The following is a 16,953-nucleotide window of genomic DNA, read 5'->3' as shown; positions in this document are numbered from 1 at the left end:
CCCGTCCAGAGGCGGCAGCCACCCACCCGGGAGGCTGCCGCCTCTGGCGTTCCCGCACCCGGCCGGCCGGCGGTCCCCGCGGACGGCGCGCACGGCGGGCGGGCCTGTCGGCGAGGTCGGCTATGTTGGCGGCGGACGGTTGTGCGGAGGGATCGATGAGCGGCGCAGACGGCGCCGGCGAGCAGCTGGCGTTCATCCGGGAGACGGTGCGGAAGGCCAGGCCGCGGGCCGCCCGGGGCGTCGAGCTGGCCGCCGAGCTCCCGGTGGCACGGGTGCTGGTGGACAAGGGCGTGCTCAGCCTCGACCAGTACTTCGACTACGCGGTGCCCGCCGCGATGGCCGAGGACGCCCGGCCCGGGGTGCGGGTACGGGTGCGGTTCGGCGGCCGGGTCGCCGCCTCCGGCCGCCGCGAGGGCGGCGCCCTGCACGACGGCTTCGTCGTGGAGCGCCGCGCCACCTCCGACTACGCGGGCCCGCTGGCGCCGCTGGCCCGGGTGCTCTCCCCCGAGCAGGTGCTCACCCCGGCCCTGCTGCAGCTGTGCCGCGCCGTCGCCGACCGCTACGCCGGCAGCCTCGCCGACGTCCTCCAACTGGCCGTGCCGCCGCGGCACGCCGGGGCCGAGTCGGAACCCTCCCCGCGCCCGCTGCCGCCGCCCGCCGCACCGGAGCCGGGCAGCTGGGCCCGCTACCCGCAGGGCCCGTCGTTCCTGGCCTCGCTGGTCGCCGGCCATGCCCCGCGCGCGGTGTGGACGGCCCTCCCCGGCCCCGAACGGTCGGCCGAGATCGCGCGGGCCGTGGCCGCGGCACTGGCCTCCGGCCGCGGCGCGCTGGTGATCCTGCCGGACGGGCGGGAGGTGGCCCGGGTGGACGAGGCGCTCACCGAACTGCTCGGCGCGGGCCTGCACACGGTGCTGGCCGCGGAGGCCGGCCCGCAGGAGCGGTACCGGAGCTGGCTGGCGGTGAGCCGCGGATCGGTGCGCGCCGTGATCGGCACCCGGGCGGCCGTGTTCGCGCCGGTGCACGACCTCGGACTGATCGTCGTCTGGTCCGACGGCGACAGCAGCCACAGCGACCCGAACGCCCCGCACCCGCACGTCCGGGAGGTGGCGCTGCTGCGGGCCGCGGAGGAGGGAACGGGCGTGCTGCTCGGCGGGCTCGCCATGACGGTCGAGGCCGCCCGGCTGCTGAAGACCGGGTGGGCACGGCCGTTGGCGGCCGAGCGCGAGACCGTCCGCGCGCTGGCCCCGCGGGTACGGACGGTGACCGACCAGGACCAGGCCAGGGACGCCGCCGCACAGGCCGCCCGGCTGCCGACCGTCGCCTGGGAGGTGGCCCGCGAGGCGGTGACCCGCGGCCCGGTGCTCATCCAGGTGCCGCGCCGCGGATACCTGCCGAGCATGGCGTGCGGGCGCTGCCGGACACCGGCCCGCTGCCGGCCCTGCGGCGGCCCGCTGCAGTCGGCCGGGGCCCAGGCGCCGCTCAGCTGCGCCTGGTGCGGCACCGCCGAGCCGGACTGGCACTGCGCCGAGTGCGGCTCGTTCCGGCTGCGGGCCCAGGTCGTGGGCGCCCGGCGGACGGCCGAGGAACTCGGCAAGGCCTTCCCCCGGGTGCCGGTCCGGACGTCCGGGCGGGAGTCGGTGCTGGCCGCCGTCCCGGGCACACCCGCACTCGTGATCTCCACCCCGGGCGCCGAGCCGGTCGCCGAGGGCGGGTACGCGGCCGCACTGCTGCTGGACGGCTGGGCGCTGCTCACCCGCCCCGACCTGCGGGCCGGCGAGGAGGCGCTGCGCCGCTGGCTTACCGCCGCCGCCCTGGTACGGCCGGCCGCCGAGGGCGGCACGGTCGTCGTGGTCGCCGAGCCGACCGCCCGCCCGGTGCAGGCCCTGGTCCGCTGGGACCCGGCCGGGCATGCCGCCACCGAACTGGAGGAACGGGAGCAGCTGCACTTCCCGCCGGTCTCCCGGATGGCCTCCGTCACCGGCTCGCCGCAGGCGGTGGCCGACCTGCTCGGCCTGGTCCGCCTGCCGGAGGGCGCCGACGTGTTGGGCCCGGTACCGGTACCGGTGCCCGGGGGCAGGGCGGAGGAGGTCGAGCGGGCGCTGCTGCGGGTCGCGCCGGGGCAGGGCGCCGCGCTGGCCTCGGCGCTCAAGGCGGCGCAGATCGCCCGGCAGGCGCTGCGCGGTGCCGACCCGGTGCGGATCCGCGTCGACCCGCCCGACATCGGCTGATCCCGGACGGCGATCAGGCCGTGACCTGCGGGTTGTCGGGGCGATCCGGCTGATCGTCGGGGCTGCTCCGGGCCGACACCCGGCGCCGGGCCCGCCCCGCGCCCGCGGTCTGCCCGCACGTCCGGTCGGGACGGCAGACCGCGGCCGCCGGGTCAGCGGGCGATGCGGGCGCCGGGCGGGGTGGAGAGACCGCCCTGGCGGGCCTGGGGGACGGTACGCGACAGGGCACCGGGTACGGCCGCCTCGGCCCGTTCGTGGTGCGGTTCGGCCGGATGTTCCTCACGCGGTGCGGCGGGGGCCGGCACGGTGGCGGCGGCCAGCAGCTCGTTGGCGGGCCGGCGCATCCCGTACCGGCGGTGCACGGCCTGCTTGGTGACGCCCAGGGCGGAGCCCACCGAGTCCCAGGAGAAGCCGAGCGCCCGGTCGAACTCGACGGCCGCCGCGACCAGCGTCTCCACGCTCTCGCGCAGCTCCTGCGCCAGCCGGACGGTCGGCGCGGGCGCCCGCCCGTACACCACGAAGCCCGCCGAGGTGCTGGGCCGGCGCGGCCGGTAGACGTTCCCCAACTGGGCGGTCAGTGTGCGCAGGGCGTCCACCTGGCGCCGCACCCGCTCGATGTCCCGCACCAGCAGGTGCAGGCTCGCCCGAGCCCTCGCGTCGTGGTTGATCTGCTCGGCCATGGCCTCGGCGCCACCTCTCCGTACCGTGGGCTGTGACCGTGACGCCGATGCGTCCCGGTCAATTCCACTTGACCAACGCCCGACCCATGGCCCGGGTAACGCGCCCGTCCGAGAAGCTCGGTGGGAATTCCGCGACCACCGCCCGGCAGCCCCGGCCCGGCCGCCCACCGGCCCCGACCTCGCCGAACCCGGCCCCGGCCGGCCGCGCCCATTGCATAGACTCTGCGGGTACGTCTCTCCGCCGCCGACGCCCCCGAGGAGCCCCGCAGCCATGGCCATCCAGCCGATCAGGATCTTCGGCGACCCGGTGCTCAGGGCCACGGCCAAGCCGGTGACCACCTTCGACAAGGAGCTGCGGCGCCTGGTCAAGGACCTCACCGACACCATGCTCGACGCTCCCGGCGCAGGCCTTGCCGCCCCCCAACTCGGTGTCTCCCTGCGGGTGTTCACGTACAACGTGGACGGCGTGGTAGGTCACCTGATCAACCCCGACCTGTCGCTCACCGAGGAGGAGCAGGACGGCCCCGAGGGCTGTCTCTCGCTGCCCGGCCTGCGCTTCGACACCAAGCGCGCGCACGGCGTCGTCGCCAAGGGCTTCAACATGCACGGCGACCCGGTGACGATCGAGGGCACCGAGCTGCTCGCCCGCTGCATCCAGCACGAGACCGACCACCTCGACGGGATCATCTTCATCGACCGCCTCGACCGCGAGGCCCGCAAGGCCGCGCTCAAGGCCGTCCGCGAGGCCGACTGGGGCGACGGCCCGGCGCCGACCGTCCGGATCTCGCCGCACTCCACCTTCGGCTCCGCCCGCTGATCCTCCCCTCCCGCCCGCGCCGGGCCGGAGAGCACGCATTCCCAGAAAGGCACCCATGCGCCTCGTCTTCGCCGGCACCCCCGAGGTCGCCGTCCCCGCCCTGGACGCCCTGCTGGCCTCCGACCGGCACGAGGTGGTCGCCGTGGTGACCCGCCCCGACGCGGTCTCCGGCCGCGGCCGCCACACGGTCGCCAGCCCGGTCGCCCGGCGCGCCGAGGAGGCCGGCATCGAGGTGCTCAGGCCCGCGAAGCCGAGCGACCCGGACTTCCTCGCCCGCCTCGCCGAACTCGCCCCGGACTGCTGCCCGGTCGTCGCCTACGGTGCCCTGCTGCGCCCCGCCGCCCTGGAGATCCCCCGGCACGGCTGGGTCAACCTGCACTTCTCGCTGCTGCCCGCCTGGCGCGGCGCCGCCCCGGTGCAGCACGCGGTGATGGCCGGCGACGAGGTCACCGGCGCCTCCACCTTCCTCATCGAGGAGGGCCTGGACTCCGGCCCGCTGTACGGCGTCGTCACCGAGGAGATCCGCCCCGCCGACACCAGCGGCGACCTGCTCACCCGTCTCTCGCACTCCGGCGCCCGGCTGCTCGCCGCCACCATGGACGGCATCGAGGACGGCGCGCTGCACGCCGTGCCGCAGCCCGCCGAGGGCATCACCGTCGCCCCCAAGATCAACGTCGAGGACGCCCGGATCGACTGGACCCACCCCGCCCTCCGGGTCGACCGCCTCGTCCGCGGCTGCGCCCCCGCGCCCGGCGCCTGGACGCTCTTCCGCGGCGAGCGCCTCAAGCTGGCCGGCCCGGTGAAGCTCCTCACCGACTCCGCCGAGCTCGCCCCCGGCGAGACGGCCGTCGCCAAGCACAGCGTCCGGGTCGGCACCGGCAGCCACGACATCGAGCTCGGCGAGGTCCAGCCGCAGGGCAAGAAGCAGATGCGCGCGGCAGACTGGGCCCGAGGGGTCCGCATCGAGTCCGGCGAGCGGCTCGGCGACTGACCCCCGCCGCCCGACCCACCACACTTCCGTCCGCAGCACATTCGAGGCACCCCGTGACCACGCCCAGCGCCAAGCGCGCCCCCCGCCCGCACCGCCGCCCCAAGAAGGACCCGGCCCGGATCGTCGCCTTCCGCGCCCTGCGCGCCGTCGACGAGCGCGACGCCTACGCCAACCTCGTCCTGCCGCCGCTGCTGCGCGAGGCCGAGCAGAAGGGCATGGAGCGCCGCGACGCCGCCCTCGCCACCGAGCTCGTCTACGGCACGCTGCGTCAGCAGGGCACCTACGACGCGATCATCGCCGCCTGCATCGACCGCCCGCTGCGCGAGGTCGACCCGCCGGTCCTCGACGTCCTCTCGCTCGGCGCCCACCAGCTGCTCGCCACCCGCATCCCCAGCCACGCGGCCGTGTCCGCCACCGTCGAGCTCGCCCGGGTGGTGCTCGGCGACGGCCGCGCCAAGTTCGTCAACGCGGTGCTCCGCCGGATCAGCGCCCAGGACCTCGACGCCTGGATCGAGCAGGTCGCCCCGCCGTACGACGAGGACGCCGAGGACCACCTCGCCGTCGTCCACTCCCACCCGCGCTGGGTGGTCTCCTCGCTCTGGGACGCCCTCGGCCGCTGGCAGCCCGAGGCCTCCGGCCGCGCCGCCGTCGAGGAGCTGCTGCGCGCCGACAACGACCGCCCCGAGGTCACCCTCGTCGCCCGCCCCGGCCGCGCGACCGTCGCCGAACTCCGCGAGGCCCTCCCGGACGCCGCGGACGGCCGCTGGTCCCCGTACGCGCTGCGGCTCGCCGAGGGCGGCGACCCGGCCGGCATCACCGCCGTCCGCGAGGGCCGCGCCGGTGTCCAGGACGAGGGGAGCCAGCTGGTCGCGCTCGCCCTGGCCGCCGCTCCGCTGGACGGGCCCGACCGGGTCTGGCTGGACGGCTGCGCCGGCCCCGGCGGCAAGGCCGCCCTGCTCGCGGCCGTCGCCGCCGAGCGCGGGGCCGCGCTGGTCGCCTCCGAGAAGCAGCCGCACCGGGCCCGCCTGGTCGCCCGCGCGCTCGCCGGCAACCCCGGCCCGTACACCGTGATCGCCGCCGACGGCACCCGGCCCGCCTGGGCCCCCGGCAGCTTCGACCGCGTCCTGGTCGACGTGCCCTGCTCCGGACTCGGCGCGCTGCGCCGCCGCCCCGAGGCCCGCTGGCGCCGCCGCCCCGAGGACCTCGCAGGCTTCGGCCCGCTCCAGCGCGACCTGCTGCGCGGCGCGATCCGGGCCGCGCGGGTCGGAGGCGTGGTCGGCTACGCCACCTGCTCGCCGCACCTCGCGGAGACCCGCGCGGTCGTCGACGACGTGCTGCGCGGCGAGAGCGGCGTGGAGTGGATCGACGCCCGTCCGCTGCTGCCCGGCCTGCCCGCCCTCGGCGACGGCCCGGACATCCAGCTCTGGCCGCACCTGCACGGCACCGACGCGATGTACCTCGCACTGCTGCGCCGCACCGCCTGACGGCCGCGCACCGTCCGGGCGGGGAATTCATCCACCGCCCGAACGAAATCCTGGACAGCGGCGGCCGGGGTGGCCGAGGGTGGGAGCCATGGAGTTCACCCACCTCGGCCGCACCGGCCTCACCGTCTCCCGGCTCTGCCTCGGCACCATGAACTTCGGTCCGCACACCGAGGAGGCCGACGCCCACCGGATCATGGACACCGCCCACGAACTGGGCATCAACTTCTTCGACACCGCCAACGTCTACGGCTGGGGCGAGAACAAGGGCCGCACCGAGGAGATCATCGGCAGCTGGTTCGCGCAGGGCGGCGGCCGCCGCGAGAAGACCGTCATCGCCACCAAGCTCTACGGCGACATGGGGGAGTGGCCCAACGAGGGCCGGCTCTCGGCGCTCAACATCCGCCGCGCCGTCGACGCGAGCCTCAAGCGCCTGCAGACCGACCACATCGACCTGTACCAGATGCACCACATCGACCGGGCCACTCCGTGGGAGGAGATCTGGCAGGCGATGGAGGTGCTGACCACCCAGGGCAAGATCATCTACGTCGGTTCGAGCAACTTCGCCGGCTGGCACATCGCCCGCGCCCAGGAGACCGCCAGGGCCCGGAACTTCCTCGGCCTGACCAGCGAGCAGTCGCTCTACAACCTGCTGGAGCGCAGCGTCGAGCTGGAGGTCCTGCCCGCCGCGCAGCACTACGGCCTCGGCCTCATCCCGTGGTCCCCGCTGCACGGCGGCCTGCTCGGCGGCGTGCTGCGCAAGGAGCGCGAGGGCGTGCGCCGCGCCTCCGGCCGGGCCGCCGAGACCCTGGAGCAGCACCGCGAGCAGATCCAGGCGTACGAGGACCTCGCCGCCGAACTCGGCCACGAGCCCGGCGACGTGGCGCTCGCCTGGCTGCTCTCCCGTGAGGGCGTCACCGCGCCGATCGTCGGCCCGCGCACCCTGGAGCAACTGCACGCGGCCAACCGCGCGCTGGAGGTGACGCTGGACCAGAAGACCCTGGAGCGCCTCGACGAGATCTTCCCGGGCCACCGCACCGCCCCGGAGGACTACGCCTGGTAGCGCGCCTGGTCGTACGCCTGGCAGACGGCGACCGGCGGCAAGGCCCGGCCGAGGCCCGTCCCCTCCGCGGGGGCGGGCCCCTTCACTGCGCGAGTTATTGACGGTCAATCTAATACGGTCTACGGTCTCGGCAGACCCCACCCGAGCGACCGAGGAGCCGACCCTCATGGCGACCACCGCGCGCAAGGCCACCACCGCCGTCCTGGAGGAGCGCGACCGGCAGCGCCGGCGGACCGCCGAACGCCTCCTCGCCTCCTCCGCCAAGCTCTCCTTCGACCCGCTCAAGGACGTCGACTGGGACGTCCGGCCCGTCCCCGGCGCCTACTACATCGCCCCGCAGCGGATCTCCCTCTACGGCACCGACCTCTGGGAGCGCCTCAGCGAGGAGCAGCGGATCGAACTCAGCAAGCACGAGGTGGCCTGCGTCGCCAGCGTCGGCATCTGGTTCGAGGAGATCCTCATGCAGATGCTGCTCCGGCACGCCTTCGACCGGGACCCGACCACCGCGCACGTCCAGTACGCGCTGACCGAGATCGCCGACGAGTGCCGACACTCGGTCATGTTCGCCCGCATGATCGCCTGGATGGGCGCGCCCGCCTACGGCCCGGGCCGCCTCGCCCACGAACTCGGCCGGGTCTTCAAGGCGATCTCCACCCACAGCCAGACCTTCGGCGGCACCATGTACGTCGAGGAGATCCTGGACGCCTTCCAGCGCGACATGATGGCCGACGAGTCGCTGCAGCCGCTCTCCCGCCAGGTCGCCCGGATCCACGTCATCGAGGAGTCCCGGCACATCACCTACGCCCGCGAGGAACTCGTCCGCCAGGACCTCGGGCCGATCCGCCGCCGGATCGAGCAGCTGCTCATGGGCATCGTCATCCACGTCGCCACCACCCACCTGATCAACCCGCGGGTGTACGCGGCCGTCGGCATCGACCCCAAGGAGGGCCGCCGGGCCGCGAAGCGGAACCCGAACTGGCGGGCCGCCAAGACCGAGATGGCCGCCAAGGTGGTCGGCGTGCTGGACCGGGCCGGACTGGTCGGACGCACCAACCGCTGGCTGCTGCGCGGCGCCGGCATCCTCTGACGGCCGCCGCCGGGCCTGCGACAATCCGTGCCCAACATGGGTGAAGAGCGGAGCAGTTGAAGTCGGAGGGTGATGGATGGCTCCGGCCGGCCGGCAACTCGGCGTGTTCCGCGAGCGGTTGGCGCCGAGCAGTTGGTGACGGGCGGGTGGCGCCGAGCGGTTGGCGAACTCTCCGTGACGGCCGCGGCGGGCCGGAGCCGGACCGCCGCGACGGCCCGGCGCACCCGACAACTCAGCGTGCATCACCGGCCGTTGGCGGCACTCTCCGTGACGGTCGGACGGGTCCGGGGCCGGCCGTCCGCGGCCGGCGGAGCGCGCTGCCGCATCGCAGCGCCTCGGGCGCGGCGTTAGAATTCTGCCGACGGTTCTGATAACGCGACGGCGATCCGGCCCGCGGGTGCAACGGCTGCGGCTACTGCCCGCCCCACCTCGACACGGGCTGAAAGGCGGCCCGTGATGCACCGTGACACTCTCCGGGGCCGGCCACTGGCTCCCCCCGACAAGGGGAGGCTGCCCTCGCCGGCGGTGCGGGCCGCAGTGGCCCGGCGCACGTGGGCCGAGGTGCGGACCGACGGCCTTGCCGCCTCGCTCGTCGGCCAGGTCTCGGCGGACGCCCTGCGGGACACGGTCGAGGTGCTTGCCGCCTTCCACACCCGGCACACCTTCTCACCGCTCATCGACGGGGCGGCCGACGAGATCGCAAGCCGGCTGGTGGCGGCGGGCTGCCCGGACGTCGCCAGAACGACCTGGTCCAACCTCGGCCACAGCGCCGACAACGTCATCGGCACCAAGCCCGGCACGACGGCCGGCCGGCCCGTCGTCATCCTGTGTGCCCACTACGACAGCCGCGCCGAGATTCTGGACGACGCTACGGCACGCGCCCCAGGGGCCGACGACAACGCCAGCGGGGTCGCCGCCGTGCTGGAGGCGGCGCGGCTGCTCGCCCCGGTCGCGCTCGCGTCCACCGTCCGGTTCGTGGCGTTCTCCGGCGAGGAGCAGGGCCTTTGGGGGTCTGCGGCCTACGCCGAGGAACTCCACGCCGCAGGCCCCGAGGTCCACTGCATCGTGAACCTGGACATGGTGGGCAGGCCCCCGTCGGACGGCTCCGTCACCGTGGAGCGCGACCTGGGCAACGAGGTGCCCGGCAACGACGCCGCTTCGCAGGCGTTCGGCGCGGTCATGGCGCAGGCAGCCGCCGACCACACCGACCTGCCCGTCCTGCTCGGGCCGATCTACGCCAGTGACTACATGCCCTTCGAGGCCCTCGGCGACGTGGCCATCGGCGCGTACGAGGGCGAGGGGAACCCGCACTACCACCGGACCTCCGACACCCCCGCCACCCTCGACTACGGCTACCTCGCCGACGTCACCAGGTTCACCGTGGCGACCCTGCTCGCCGACGTGCTGGACGCCTGATCCGTGCCCGGCCGGCTGCCGAGCGCGCCGGAGGGCGGAAGGCCGCAGGCGCACGATGCGGCCCGGCCTGCGCGCATGCGCGTCCGGGCCCACCGGCTGGGCGGGGCGTCCGGCCGTGCGTCAGAATGATCATTGTGCAGCCGATCAGCCACCCGGTCCCCTACTACGCGCAGTGGGAGTCACCCGACCTCGTCCCCGACATCCTGGCCGGCACCGTCCTCGCCGAGGACGACCCGCGCTGGGAGGAGTCGGGCGCGCCCGACCGGGAGGAGTACGCCTACTGGTCCTGGCGGGCCTGCGGGATGGCCTGCCTGCGGATGGCGCTCGACCACTGGTGGGGCGTCGCCCCGCCGATCGTCCGGCTCGCCGAGGAGAGCCGCGAGGCCGGGGCCTACATCCGGCACCCCGACGGGCGGCTGGACGGGCTCGTCCACGCCCCCTTCGCCGGCTACGTCCGCAAGCGGTGGGGCCTGTTCGCGGACGCCCGCTCGCCGCTCCCCGCCGCCGACCTGCGCAGCCACCTCGCGGCCGGCCGGCTGCCGATGATCTCCGTCCACCCCTCGATCCGCACCCTGGAACCCGCGCCGTCCAGGACCGGCGGCCACCTGGTGCTCGCCGTCGGCGCCGACGACGACGCCCTGCTGATCCACAACCCGTCCGGCTTCCCCGGCCAGTCGCAGCAGCACGCCCGGGTGCCCTGGTCCGAGCTCGACCGCTTCTACGCCGGCCGCGGCATCGTCCTCGGCCCGCCCACCCCCGGCCGCGCCGAGTGAGACCGTGGCCGGGCCGAGTGGGACCGCAGCCGGGCCGAGTGGGACTGCTGCCGAACCGGGCGGAGCCCCCGCGGGGCCGCGGTCGTCCCTACCGTGAGCTTTCCCGGCGCCCGCCCCGGCCCGCTGCTAGCGTGGCCGCGCCCCGGGGCCCGGCCGGCCGTGCGGGCCGCGACCACCCCGGGAGGCTGCCGTGACCAGTGCCGAACCGCTGCCCGACGCGCCGCTGTTGCGCGCCCGCACCGTGGACGTGGTGCGCGACGGCCGGTACCTGCTGCGGGACGTCTCGCTCACCGTCGAGGCCGGCCAGCACTGGGCCCTGCTCGGCGCCAACGGCGCCGGCAAGTCCACCCTGCTCGCCCTGCTAGGCGCGGTCTCGCACCCCACCCACGGCGAGGTCCACGTGCTCGGCCGACGCCTCGGCCGGGTCGACATCCGCGCCCTGCGCACCCACCTCGGGCACGTCAACCCGCGCCATCCGCTGCGCTCCCCGCTGCCCGTCCGCACCGTGGTGCTGACCGGCCTCACCAACAGCATCGAGCCCGAACCCCGCTGGCGGCCCACGGCCGAGCAGGCCGCGCACGCCGAACACCTGCTGGACACCATGGGCATGGCTCACCGCGCCGACGACCCCTGGACCACCCTCTCCCAGGGCGAACGCGGCCGCGCCCTGATCGCCCGCGCCCTCATGCCGCAGCCCCGGCTGCTGCTGCTCGACGAGCCCGCCACCGGACTCGACCTCACCGCCCGTGAACTCCTCCTCGGCAGCCTCGACCTGCTGCGCCGCCGTCACCCCGGGCTCGCCACCGTGCTCGTCACCCACCACCTGGAGGAGCTGCCGGAGACCACCACGCACGCCCTGCTGCTGCGCGAGGGCGGCTGCGTGGCGGCCGGACCGGTCGACGAGGTCGTCACCACCGACCTGATCAGCGCCTGCTTCGGACACCCCATCAGCATCGCCCGCCACGACGGACGGTGGACCGCCCGCGCGGCCAGGACCACACCGGCCGCCCTGTGAGCGGCGGGCCCGGGAAGACCGTCAGACCGGCGCCTCGATCCAACTGATGCACCGGTGCTGCCAGTCCCAGTCCTTGCAGAGCCGGCCGGAGGCCCGCACCACCGGGTCGTCGCGATCCACGAACCGGGTCACGATCGTCCCGTCCTTGATCTCCGAGATCCCGACCTGGCGCTCCAGGTCGATCTTCAGCCGTTGCGCCAGCTCGAGGCCGGTGATCGCGTACCTTCCCTTCGCCTCCGGATACTTCTCGAAGACCTCCCTCACGGCCTCGAAGAAGGCGGTGTCCCGCTCGGCGTAGACCTGTTGTCCTGTCGTCATGCTGCGCTCCTCGCTCGGCGGGCCCCGCCGCGGCACCGCGGCCGCACGCCACCACCCGCGCAGCGAAGTTCCGCGCAACGGAGTTCCGCGCAGCGAAGACCCGCGCAACGGAGTTCCGCGCAACGGAGTTCCGCGCGGGCGGGACGGGGGTGCGGTGGAACGGTGAGGTCCGGGGTCGTCACGGCAGACCCTCCGGTTCCCTCCCCTTCCATGCTGAACCGCCCGTCCCCGGCCCGCCAGTGCTCAGCTCGCTGTCGGCAGGCCGATCGGGTTGAACTGCGGGAGCTCCGCCCGGCAGGCCGTGGAGATCGGGCGCAGGGCGGCCGCCAGCTCGTCCAGCTCGGCGCGGTGGAATCCGTCCCAGACCCGCGCGGCCGCCAGGTCCGTGACGGCCTCCAGCGCGCGGTGCCGGGAGCGGCCCTCCGGGGTGATGCCGCCGTCCTGGTGCAGCCAGCCCCGCTCGACCAGCCGGGCGGTGGCGGCGTCCCACTGCTCGTCCGTCCAGCCGCGGTGCGGCTGCAGCACCTCGCGGCGGGTGTCCAGGGCGCAGCGCAGCACCAGGGCCTCGCAGCCGTCCAGGTCCTCCGAGACCAGGGCGGCGACATGGCCGTCACCGCGGTGCTCGCGCAGCACCGTCGTCGCCTGCCAGAGCCGGCCCAGCCGGCCGTCCGGGCGGGGCAGCGCCGCATTCGCGGCGGCCAGCACCCGGCCGCAGCAGTCCAGGCCGTCGACCGCGCGCTCCAGCAGCTCCACCGAGCGGTCGACCAGATCCGGCTTCACCGTCTCCAGCACCCGCTCCAGGGCCGCGGTCGCACCGGCCGCCCGCGCCTCCAGCGCGGCCTCCGGCGAGGCCCGGTGCCAGATGTCGGGCAGCGCCCGCTCCACCATCGCCGGCGCGAAGTTGAAGAACGCGGCGACCACCGGAGCCGCGTCCACCGGGCCGAGCGCCGCCGCCCGGCCGCCGAAGTAGCCGCGCCAGTACCCGCGCAGACCGACCGCCTCGTAGGCGGCCCGCCCCTCGGGGGAGAAGTAGGTGAGGGCGTGCACCGGCTCGAAGAGCCACCACAGGGCACGGGCGGGATGGACGTGTTCAGCCACGGACTGACAGCCTCTCTGGAACCTCACGGCTCCCGACGCGGGCCGAGGCCGCACGCGGTGTGCTGCCGGCGCCCCCCTGAGCGAACCTGCTGTGATGCGGACCTGCTGTGATGCGGGTCACCCGGGAGCCTCGGCGTTCCCCTCCGTCCACCGCTTCACGCGATGATGGGAGAAGGTGGCCGCAGACCACCGCCCGCACCGAGCTGTGAAGGTACCCGGATATGGCGCAGATCAACCCCAGCATCCTCTCCGCCGACTTCGCCCGCCTGGCGGACGAGGCCGAGGCCGTCCGCGGCGCGGACTGGCTGCACGTGGACGTGATGGACAACCACTTCGTCCCCAACCTCACGCTGGGCGTGCCGATCGTCGAGTCCCTCGCCAAGGCCACCGACACCCCGCTCGACTGCCACCTGATGATCGAGCAGCCCGACCGCTGGGCCCCGCAGTACGTCGAGGCCGGCGCCGGCTCGGTCACCTTCCACGTCGAGGCCGCCGCCGCGCCCGTCCGGCTCGCCCGCGAGATCCGCGCCAAGGGCGCCCGCGCCTCGATGGCGCTGCGCCCGGCCACCCCGATCGAGCCGTACGAGGACCTGCTTCCCGAGCTCGACATGGTCCTCATCATGACCGTCGAGCCCGGCTTCGGCGGCCAGGCCTTCCTCGACATCATGCTGCCCAAGATCCGCCGCACCCGGGAGCTGATCTCCAAGCACGGGCTCGACCTGTGGCTGCAGGTCGACGGCGGTGTCGCCCCGTCCACCATCGAACGCTGCGCCGAGGCGGGGGCCGACGTCTTCGTCGCCGGCTCCGCCGTCTACAACGCCGCGGACCCGGCCGAGGCCGTCCGCGCCCTGCGTGCCCAGGCCGAGGCGGTGACCGCCACCGCCCCCTGGGCCTGCCGCCACTGAGGGGCGGGCACCGGGCCCGGTGCACGTACCCGGTCCGAGCCCTGGGCAGCCGCGGTGCCGAGGGCGGCCCGGACGGCGGGAACTGACGGCCCGTAGAGTAGAGGCCCAAGATCGACCGGGGGAGGGGCCTTGGGGGCCAGCGGGGACGAACGGACAGCCGGCGTGACAGCTCCGGCCGGGAGGATCCCGGAGCAGACCCGTGGGACGGGGCCGGCAGCGCCCGGCGCGCACGGGGACACCGCGCGCCGGGCCGCCGAGGACCGGGCCGCCGCGGACCAGGACGCCGGCGAAAGGGCCGGCGGGGAACGGGCCGGGGCGGAGCCGGCCGAGACCGGCCGGAGCCGCCGCAGATTCCTGCGGGCGCTGCTGGTCGCCGGCGTCGGCGCCGCCGCGGTCGGCGGCGCGATGATCGAGGACGTCCTGCCCGGCGGGGACCGGCTGCGCCGCGCCGTCGGCATGACCGGCCCGGACGGGACCGTCCCCGCCGTGGAGCCAGGGCCGGTCCGCACCGTCCAGCTCGCCTCCAAGGCCCGCGGCCGGCGCATCGAACTCAGCATCGTCTCCCCGCCGGGCAGCGCGCCCGGCGCCGACCTGCCGGTCTGCCTGGCCCTGCACGGCCGCGGCGGCTCGGCCGCCGCCCTGCTCGACCTCGGCCTGCCGCAGTTCCTGGCCGCCGCCACCGCCAAGGGCGTGCCGCCGTTCCACCTCGTCGCGGTGGACGGCGGCGAGACCAGCTACTGGCACCGCCGCACCCCCGGGGACGACCCGATGGCCATGCTGCTCGACGAGGTCCCCGGCTGGCTCACCGCCCGCGGACTGGCCGCCCCCACCGGCGTGCTCGGCATCTCCATGGGCGGCTCCGGCGCCCTCCAGTACGCCCGCGCCCGGGACGGCGGACTCGCCGCCGCCGCCCTCCTCAGCCCGGCCCTCTTCACCTCCTGGAGTGCCGCCCGGCCCGTCGACGCCTACCAGGACGAGGCCGACTGGCTCGCCCACGAGCCGCTGCGCCACCTCGACCGCCCGCTCACCCGCCGCCTCGCCGTCTGGTGCGGCACCGAGGACCCGTTCTGCCCGGCCGCCCGAAAGCTCGCCGACCGGGCCGCCGAGACGCACTTCCCGCGCGGCGCCCACACCGACGGTTTCTGGCGCCGCGTCCTCCCCGACGCCACCGCCTTCCTCGGCCAGGCCCTCGCCCGCCGCCCCTGACCAGGCCGCCGTTCCCGACCCGGGCCGGTTCCCCTTGCGCCTCCCGGCCGCCGGCCGGGGCGCGGGGCATACTCGCGGCATGAGCAACCTCGACCTCCGCCCCACGGCCGCCCGCTGCGGCGGCGAGGCCTCCGAGGGGCCGGTCAAGCAGCTGGTGACCGGCCGCCTGGTGCCGCTGGGCGAGTCCACCGTCGTACGCCGGCTGCTGCCCACACTCGGCCGGCGGATGGTCGGTGCCTGGTGCTTCGTCGACCACTACGGGCCCGACGACATCGCCGACGAGCCCGGCATGCAGGTGCCCCCGCACCCGCACATGGGCCTGCAGACCGTCAGCTGGCTGCACGAGGGCGAGGTCCTGCACCGCGACAGCCTGGGCAGCCTGCAGACCGTCCGGCCCCGCGAACTCGGGCTGATGACCTCCGGCCGGGCGATCTCGCACTCCGAGGAGTCGCCCCGCGACCACGCCCGCCTGCTGCACGGCGCCCAGCTGTGGGTCGCCCTGCCCGACGCGCACCGGCACACCGAACCCGCCTTCGAGCACCACGCCGAGCTGCCGGAGGTCACCGCGGGCGGGCTGCACGCCCGGCTGATCCTCGGCACCCTGGACGGCGCGGCCTCGCCCGGCACCACCTACAGCGCCCTGGTCGGCGCCGACCTGGCACTGCGCGAGGGCGCCGCCCACCGGCTGCCGCTGGACCCCGGCTTCGAGTACGCGGTGCTGTCGATGACCGGCAGCGCCGACGTGGACGGCGTCCGCGTCGAACCGGGCTCGATCCTCTACCTCGGCTGCGGCCGCCGCGAACTCCCGCTGCGCGCCGTCACGGACGCCGCCCTGCTGCTCCTCGGCGGCGAGCCCTTCGAGGAGAAACTCGTCATGTGGTGGAACTTCGTCGGCCGATCCCGTGAGGAGATCGAACAGGCGCGCCAGGACTGGGAGGGAGGCGTTCGGTTCGGCGAGGTGCACGGCTACGGCGGTGATCGCCTGCGGGCTCCGGAGTTGCCGGCGCTCCCTCTGAAGCCTCGAGGGCGTGAGCGCTGACCTGCGGAAATGGTGCCTGGCACTTCTCTCCTGTGGGGAGCCGAGAGGCGGCTCGCCCTGTTCTCGACCGCGGTGAGGCGCCGTCCCAAGCCGCGCCGAGTCTCGCGTTCGGACTCGTGCGGCAGGGTGTGGTCATGACGGCCTTCGCCCGGTGGACGTGCCCTCGGAGTCGGTCAGCAGCTTGACCTCGCCTGCGCCTGGGCCCGCATGTTGTCCATCAGGTCCGGGCCGTCGATGCCGTTCGGGAAGCCGGGGGAGTTCTCGACCTCGGTCGTGGTGGCGAGCGAGCAGCCGACGAAGATGGAGCTGCCGAACAGCATCGGCTTCAGCTGGGCGCGCGCGGTGTAGAGGGCGGCGGTGTACCCGGCGGGGCCGGAGCCGATGATGACGACCTAGCGCACGCCGGTGTTCTCGCTTACTTGGCGTCGATCTCGGCGATCAGGCCCTCGATGAGGCGCTTGATCTCGTCGCGGATGGGGCGGACCGCCTCGACGCCCTGGCCGGCCGGGTCGTCGAGCTTCCAGTCCAGGTACTTCTTGCCGGGGAAGTACGGGCAGGCGTCGCCGCAGCCCATGGTGATGACGTAGTCGGACGCCTGGACGGCGTCGGTGGTCAGGACCTTCGGCTTCTGGTCGGAGATGTCGATGCCGAGCTCGGCCATCGCGGCGACCGCCGACGGGTTGATCCGGTCTCCGGGCATGGAGCCGGCCGAGCGGACCTCGACGCGGTCGCCCGCGAGGTGGCGCAGGAAACCGGCCGCCATCTGGGAGCGGCCCGCATTGTGGATGCAGACGAACAGCACGGACGCGGAAGCGGTGGTGGGCATGGCTCTTCCT

Annotated in this window: 16 protein-coding genes and 1 pseudogene; 12 read left to right on the top strand and 5 right to left on the bottom strand. The window is 75.1% G+C overall.

Going from position 1 to position 16,953, the window contains the following annotated elements:
* Positions 1–122 precede the first annotated feature (122 nt).
* Positions 123–2,228: a primosomal protein N' gene (locus tag AB0P35_RS10755; RefSeq protein WP_363509252.1), complete on the top strand. Its 2,106-nt coding sequence runs from the start codon at positions 123–125 to the stop codon at positions 2,226–2,228.
* Between the two features lie 152 nt (positions 2,229–2,380).
* Here AB0P35_RS10755 and AB0P35_RS10750 read toward each other — a convergent pair whose 3' ends face one another.
* Positions 2,381–2,908: a hypothetical protein gene (locus tag AB0P35_RS10750; protein ID WP_095871897.1), complete on the bottom strand. Its 528-nt coding sequence runs from the start codon at positions 2,906–2,908 to the stop codon at positions 2,381–2,383.
* Between the two features lie 271 nt (positions 2,909–3,179).
* Between AB0P35_RS10750 and def the strand changes: the two genes are divergently transcribed.
* The 8 genes from def (at position 3,180) to AB0P35_RS10710 (ending at position 11,551) form a co-directional block, all read left to right on the top strand.
* On the top strand, positions 3,180–3,725 hold the full coding sequence (gene def / locus AB0P35_RS10745; protein WP_363509249.1) for a peptide deformylase: 546 nt from the start codon (positions 3,180–3,182) through the stop codon (positions 3,723–3,725).
* A 55-nt stretch (positions 3,726–3,780) separates the two neighbouring features.
* A complete protein-coding gene (gene fmt, locus AB0P35_RS10740; RefSeq protein WP_095871895.1) occupies positions 3,781–4,716 on the top strand; it encodes a methionyl-tRNA formyltransferase in 936 nt (311 codons plus the stop codon).
* A gap of 53 nt (positions 4,717–4,769) precedes the next feature.
* The gene (locus tag AB0P35_RS10735) at positions 4,770–6,200 is read left to right on the top strand and encodes a transcription antitermination factor NusB (protein ID WP_363509245.1); all 1,431 of its coding nucleotides are present in this window, start codon (positions 4,770–4,772) and stop codon (positions 6,198–6,200) included.
* Positions 6,201–6,288: 88 nt separating this feature from the next.
* Positions 6,289–7,260 (top strand): aldo/keto reductase, encoded by a 972-nt coding sequence (locus AB0P35_RS10730; protein WP_363509242.1) that lies wholly within the window; start codon positions 6,289–6,291, stop codon positions 7,258–7,260.
* Between the two features lie 166 nt (positions 7,261–7,426).
* Positions 7,427–8,347 (top strand): diiron oxygenase, encoded by a 921-nt coding sequence (locus tag AB0P35_RS10725; RefSeq protein WP_363509239.1) that lies wholly within the window; start codon positions 7,427–7,429, stop codon positions 8,345–8,347.
* A gap of 456 nt (positions 8,348–8,803) precedes the next feature.
* A complete protein-coding gene (locus tag AB0P35_RS10720; protein ID WP_363509236.1) occupies positions 8,804–9,763 on the top strand; it encodes a M20/M25/M40 family metallo-hydrolase in 960 nt (319 codons plus the stop codon).
* Between the two features lie 125 nt (positions 9,764–9,888).
* Positions 9,889–10,536, top strand: a complete 648-nt coding sequence (locus tag AB0P35_RS10715) for a C39 family peptidase (protein WP_363509233.1) — start codon at positions 9,889–9,891, stop codon at positions 10,534–10,536.
* 190 nt (positions 10,537–10,726) lie between these two features.
* Positions 10,727–11,551 (top strand): ATP-binding cassette domain-containing protein, encoded by an 825-nt coding sequence (locus AB0P35_RS10710; RefSeq protein ID WP_363509230.1) that lies wholly within the window; start codon positions 10,727–10,729, stop codon positions 11,549–11,551.
* Between the two features lie 21 nt (positions 11,552–11,572).
* Here the strand turns inward: AB0P35_RS10710 and AB0P35_RS10705 are convergent, their stop codons facing one another.
* Positions 11,573–11,869 (bottom strand): hypothetical protein, encoded by a 297-nt coding sequence (locus AB0P35_RS10705; protein WP_363509227.1) that lies wholly within the window; start codon positions 11,867–11,869, stop codon positions 11,573–11,575.
* Between the two features lie 243 nt (positions 11,870–12,112).
* On the bottom strand, positions 12,113–12,967 hold the full coding sequence (locus AB0P35_RS10700) for a hypothetical protein (RefSeq protein WP_363509224.1): 855 nt from the start codon (positions 12,965–12,967) through the stop codon (positions 12,113–12,115).
* Between the two features lie 221 nt (positions 12,968–13,188).
* On the opposite strand from AB0P35_RS10700, the gene rpe reads away from it, so the two are divergent.
* From rpe to AB0P35_RS10685, 3 genes are all read left to right on the top strand, one after another.
* Positions 13,189–13,872, top strand: a complete 684-nt coding sequence (gene rpe / locus AB0P35_RS10695) for a ribulose-phosphate 3-epimerase (protein ID WP_095871888.1) — start codon at positions 13,189–13,191, stop codon at positions 13,870–13,872.
* Between the two features lie 162 nt (positions 13,873–14,034).
* Entirely contained in the window at positions 14,035–15,078 is a 1,044-nt protein-coding gene (locus tag AB0P35_RS10690) for an alpha/beta hydrolase-fold protein (RefSeq protein ID WP_363509221.1), read from the top strand.
* 79 nt (positions 15,079–15,157) lie between these two features.
* On the top strand, positions 15,158–16,117 hold the full coding sequence (locus AB0P35_RS10685; RefSeq protein ID WP_363509218.1) for a pirin family protein: 960 nt from the start codon (positions 15,158–15,160) through the stop codon (positions 16,115–16,117).
* A gap of 133 nt (positions 16,118–16,250) precedes the next feature.
* Here AB0P35_RS10685 and AB0P35_RS10680 read toward each other — a convergent pair.
* Positions 16,251–16,503, bottom strand: a pseudogene (locus AB0P35_RS10680) (thioredoxin-disulfide reductase); the annotation flags it as partial.
* A gap of 29 nt (positions 16,504–16,532) precedes the next feature.
* Positions 16,533–16,943, bottom strand: coding sequence for an arsenate reductase ArsC (locus AB0P35_RS10675; protein WP_363509215.1), 411 nt, complete (start codon positions 16,941–16,943; stop codon positions 16,533–16,535).
* Positions 16,944–16,953: the final 10 nt, after the last annotated feature.

It is taken from the genome of Kitasatospora sp. NPDC085879 (genome assembly GCF_040686255.1).
Taxonomy (GTDB): domain Bacteria; phylum Actinomycetota; class Actinomycetes; order Streptomycetales; family Streptomycetaceae; genus Kitasatospora.
This window is presented reverse-complemented; position numbering and strand designations above follow the sequence as displayed.

Excerpts from the sequence above, each read along its gene's own strand:
- AB0P35_RS10755 (WP_363509252.1), top strand. The coding sequence starts at position 123 with ATGTTGGCGGCGGACGGTTGTGCGGAGGGATCGATGAGCGGCGCAGAC.
- def (WP_363509249.1), top strand. The coding sequence starts at position 3,180 with ATGGCCATCCAGCCGATCAGGATCTTCGGCGACCCGGTGCTCAGGGCC.
- AB0P35_RS10715 (WP_363509233.1), top strand. The coding sequence starts at position 9,889 with ATGATCATTGTGCAGCCGATCAGCCACCCGGTCCCCTACTACGCGCAG.
- rpe (WP_095871888.1), top strand. The coding sequence starts at position 13,189 with ATGGCGCAGATCAACCCCAGCATCCTCTCCGCCGACTTCGCCCGCCTG.
- AB0P35_RS10730 (WP_363509242.1), top strand. The coding sequence starts at position 6,289 with ATGGAGTTCACCCACCTCGGCCGCACCGGCCTCACCGTCTCCCGGCTC.
- AB0P35_RS10720 (WP_363509236.1), top strand. The coding sequence starts at position 8,804 with ATGCACCGTGACACTCTCCGGGGCCGGCCACTGGCTCCCCCCGACAAG.
- AB0P35_RS10725 (WP_363509239.1), top strand. The coding sequence starts at position 7,427 with ATGGCGACCACCGCGCGCAAGGCCACCACCGCCGTCCTGGAGGAGCGC.
- AB0P35_RS10705 (WP_363509227.1), bottom strand. The coding sequence starts at position 11,869 with ATGACGACAGGACAACAGGTCTACGCCGAGCGGGACACCGCCTTCTTC.
- fmt (WP_095871895.1), top strand. The coding sequence starts at position 3,781 with ATGCGCCTCGTCTTCGCCGGCACCCCCGAGGTCGCCGTCCCCGCCCTG.
- AB0P35_RS10675 (WP_363509215.1), bottom strand. The coding sequence starts at position 16,943 with ATGCCCACCACCGCTTCCGCGTCCGTGCTGTTCGTCTGCATCCACAAT.
- AB0P35_RS10685 (WP_363509218.1), top strand. The coding sequence starts at position 15,158 with ATGAGCAACCTCGACCTCCGCCCCACGGCCGCCCGCTGCGGCGGCGAG.
- AB0P35_RS10750 (WP_095871897.1), bottom strand. The coding sequence starts at position 2,908 with ATGGCCGAGCAGATCAACCACGACGCGAGGGCTCGGGCGAGCCTGCAC.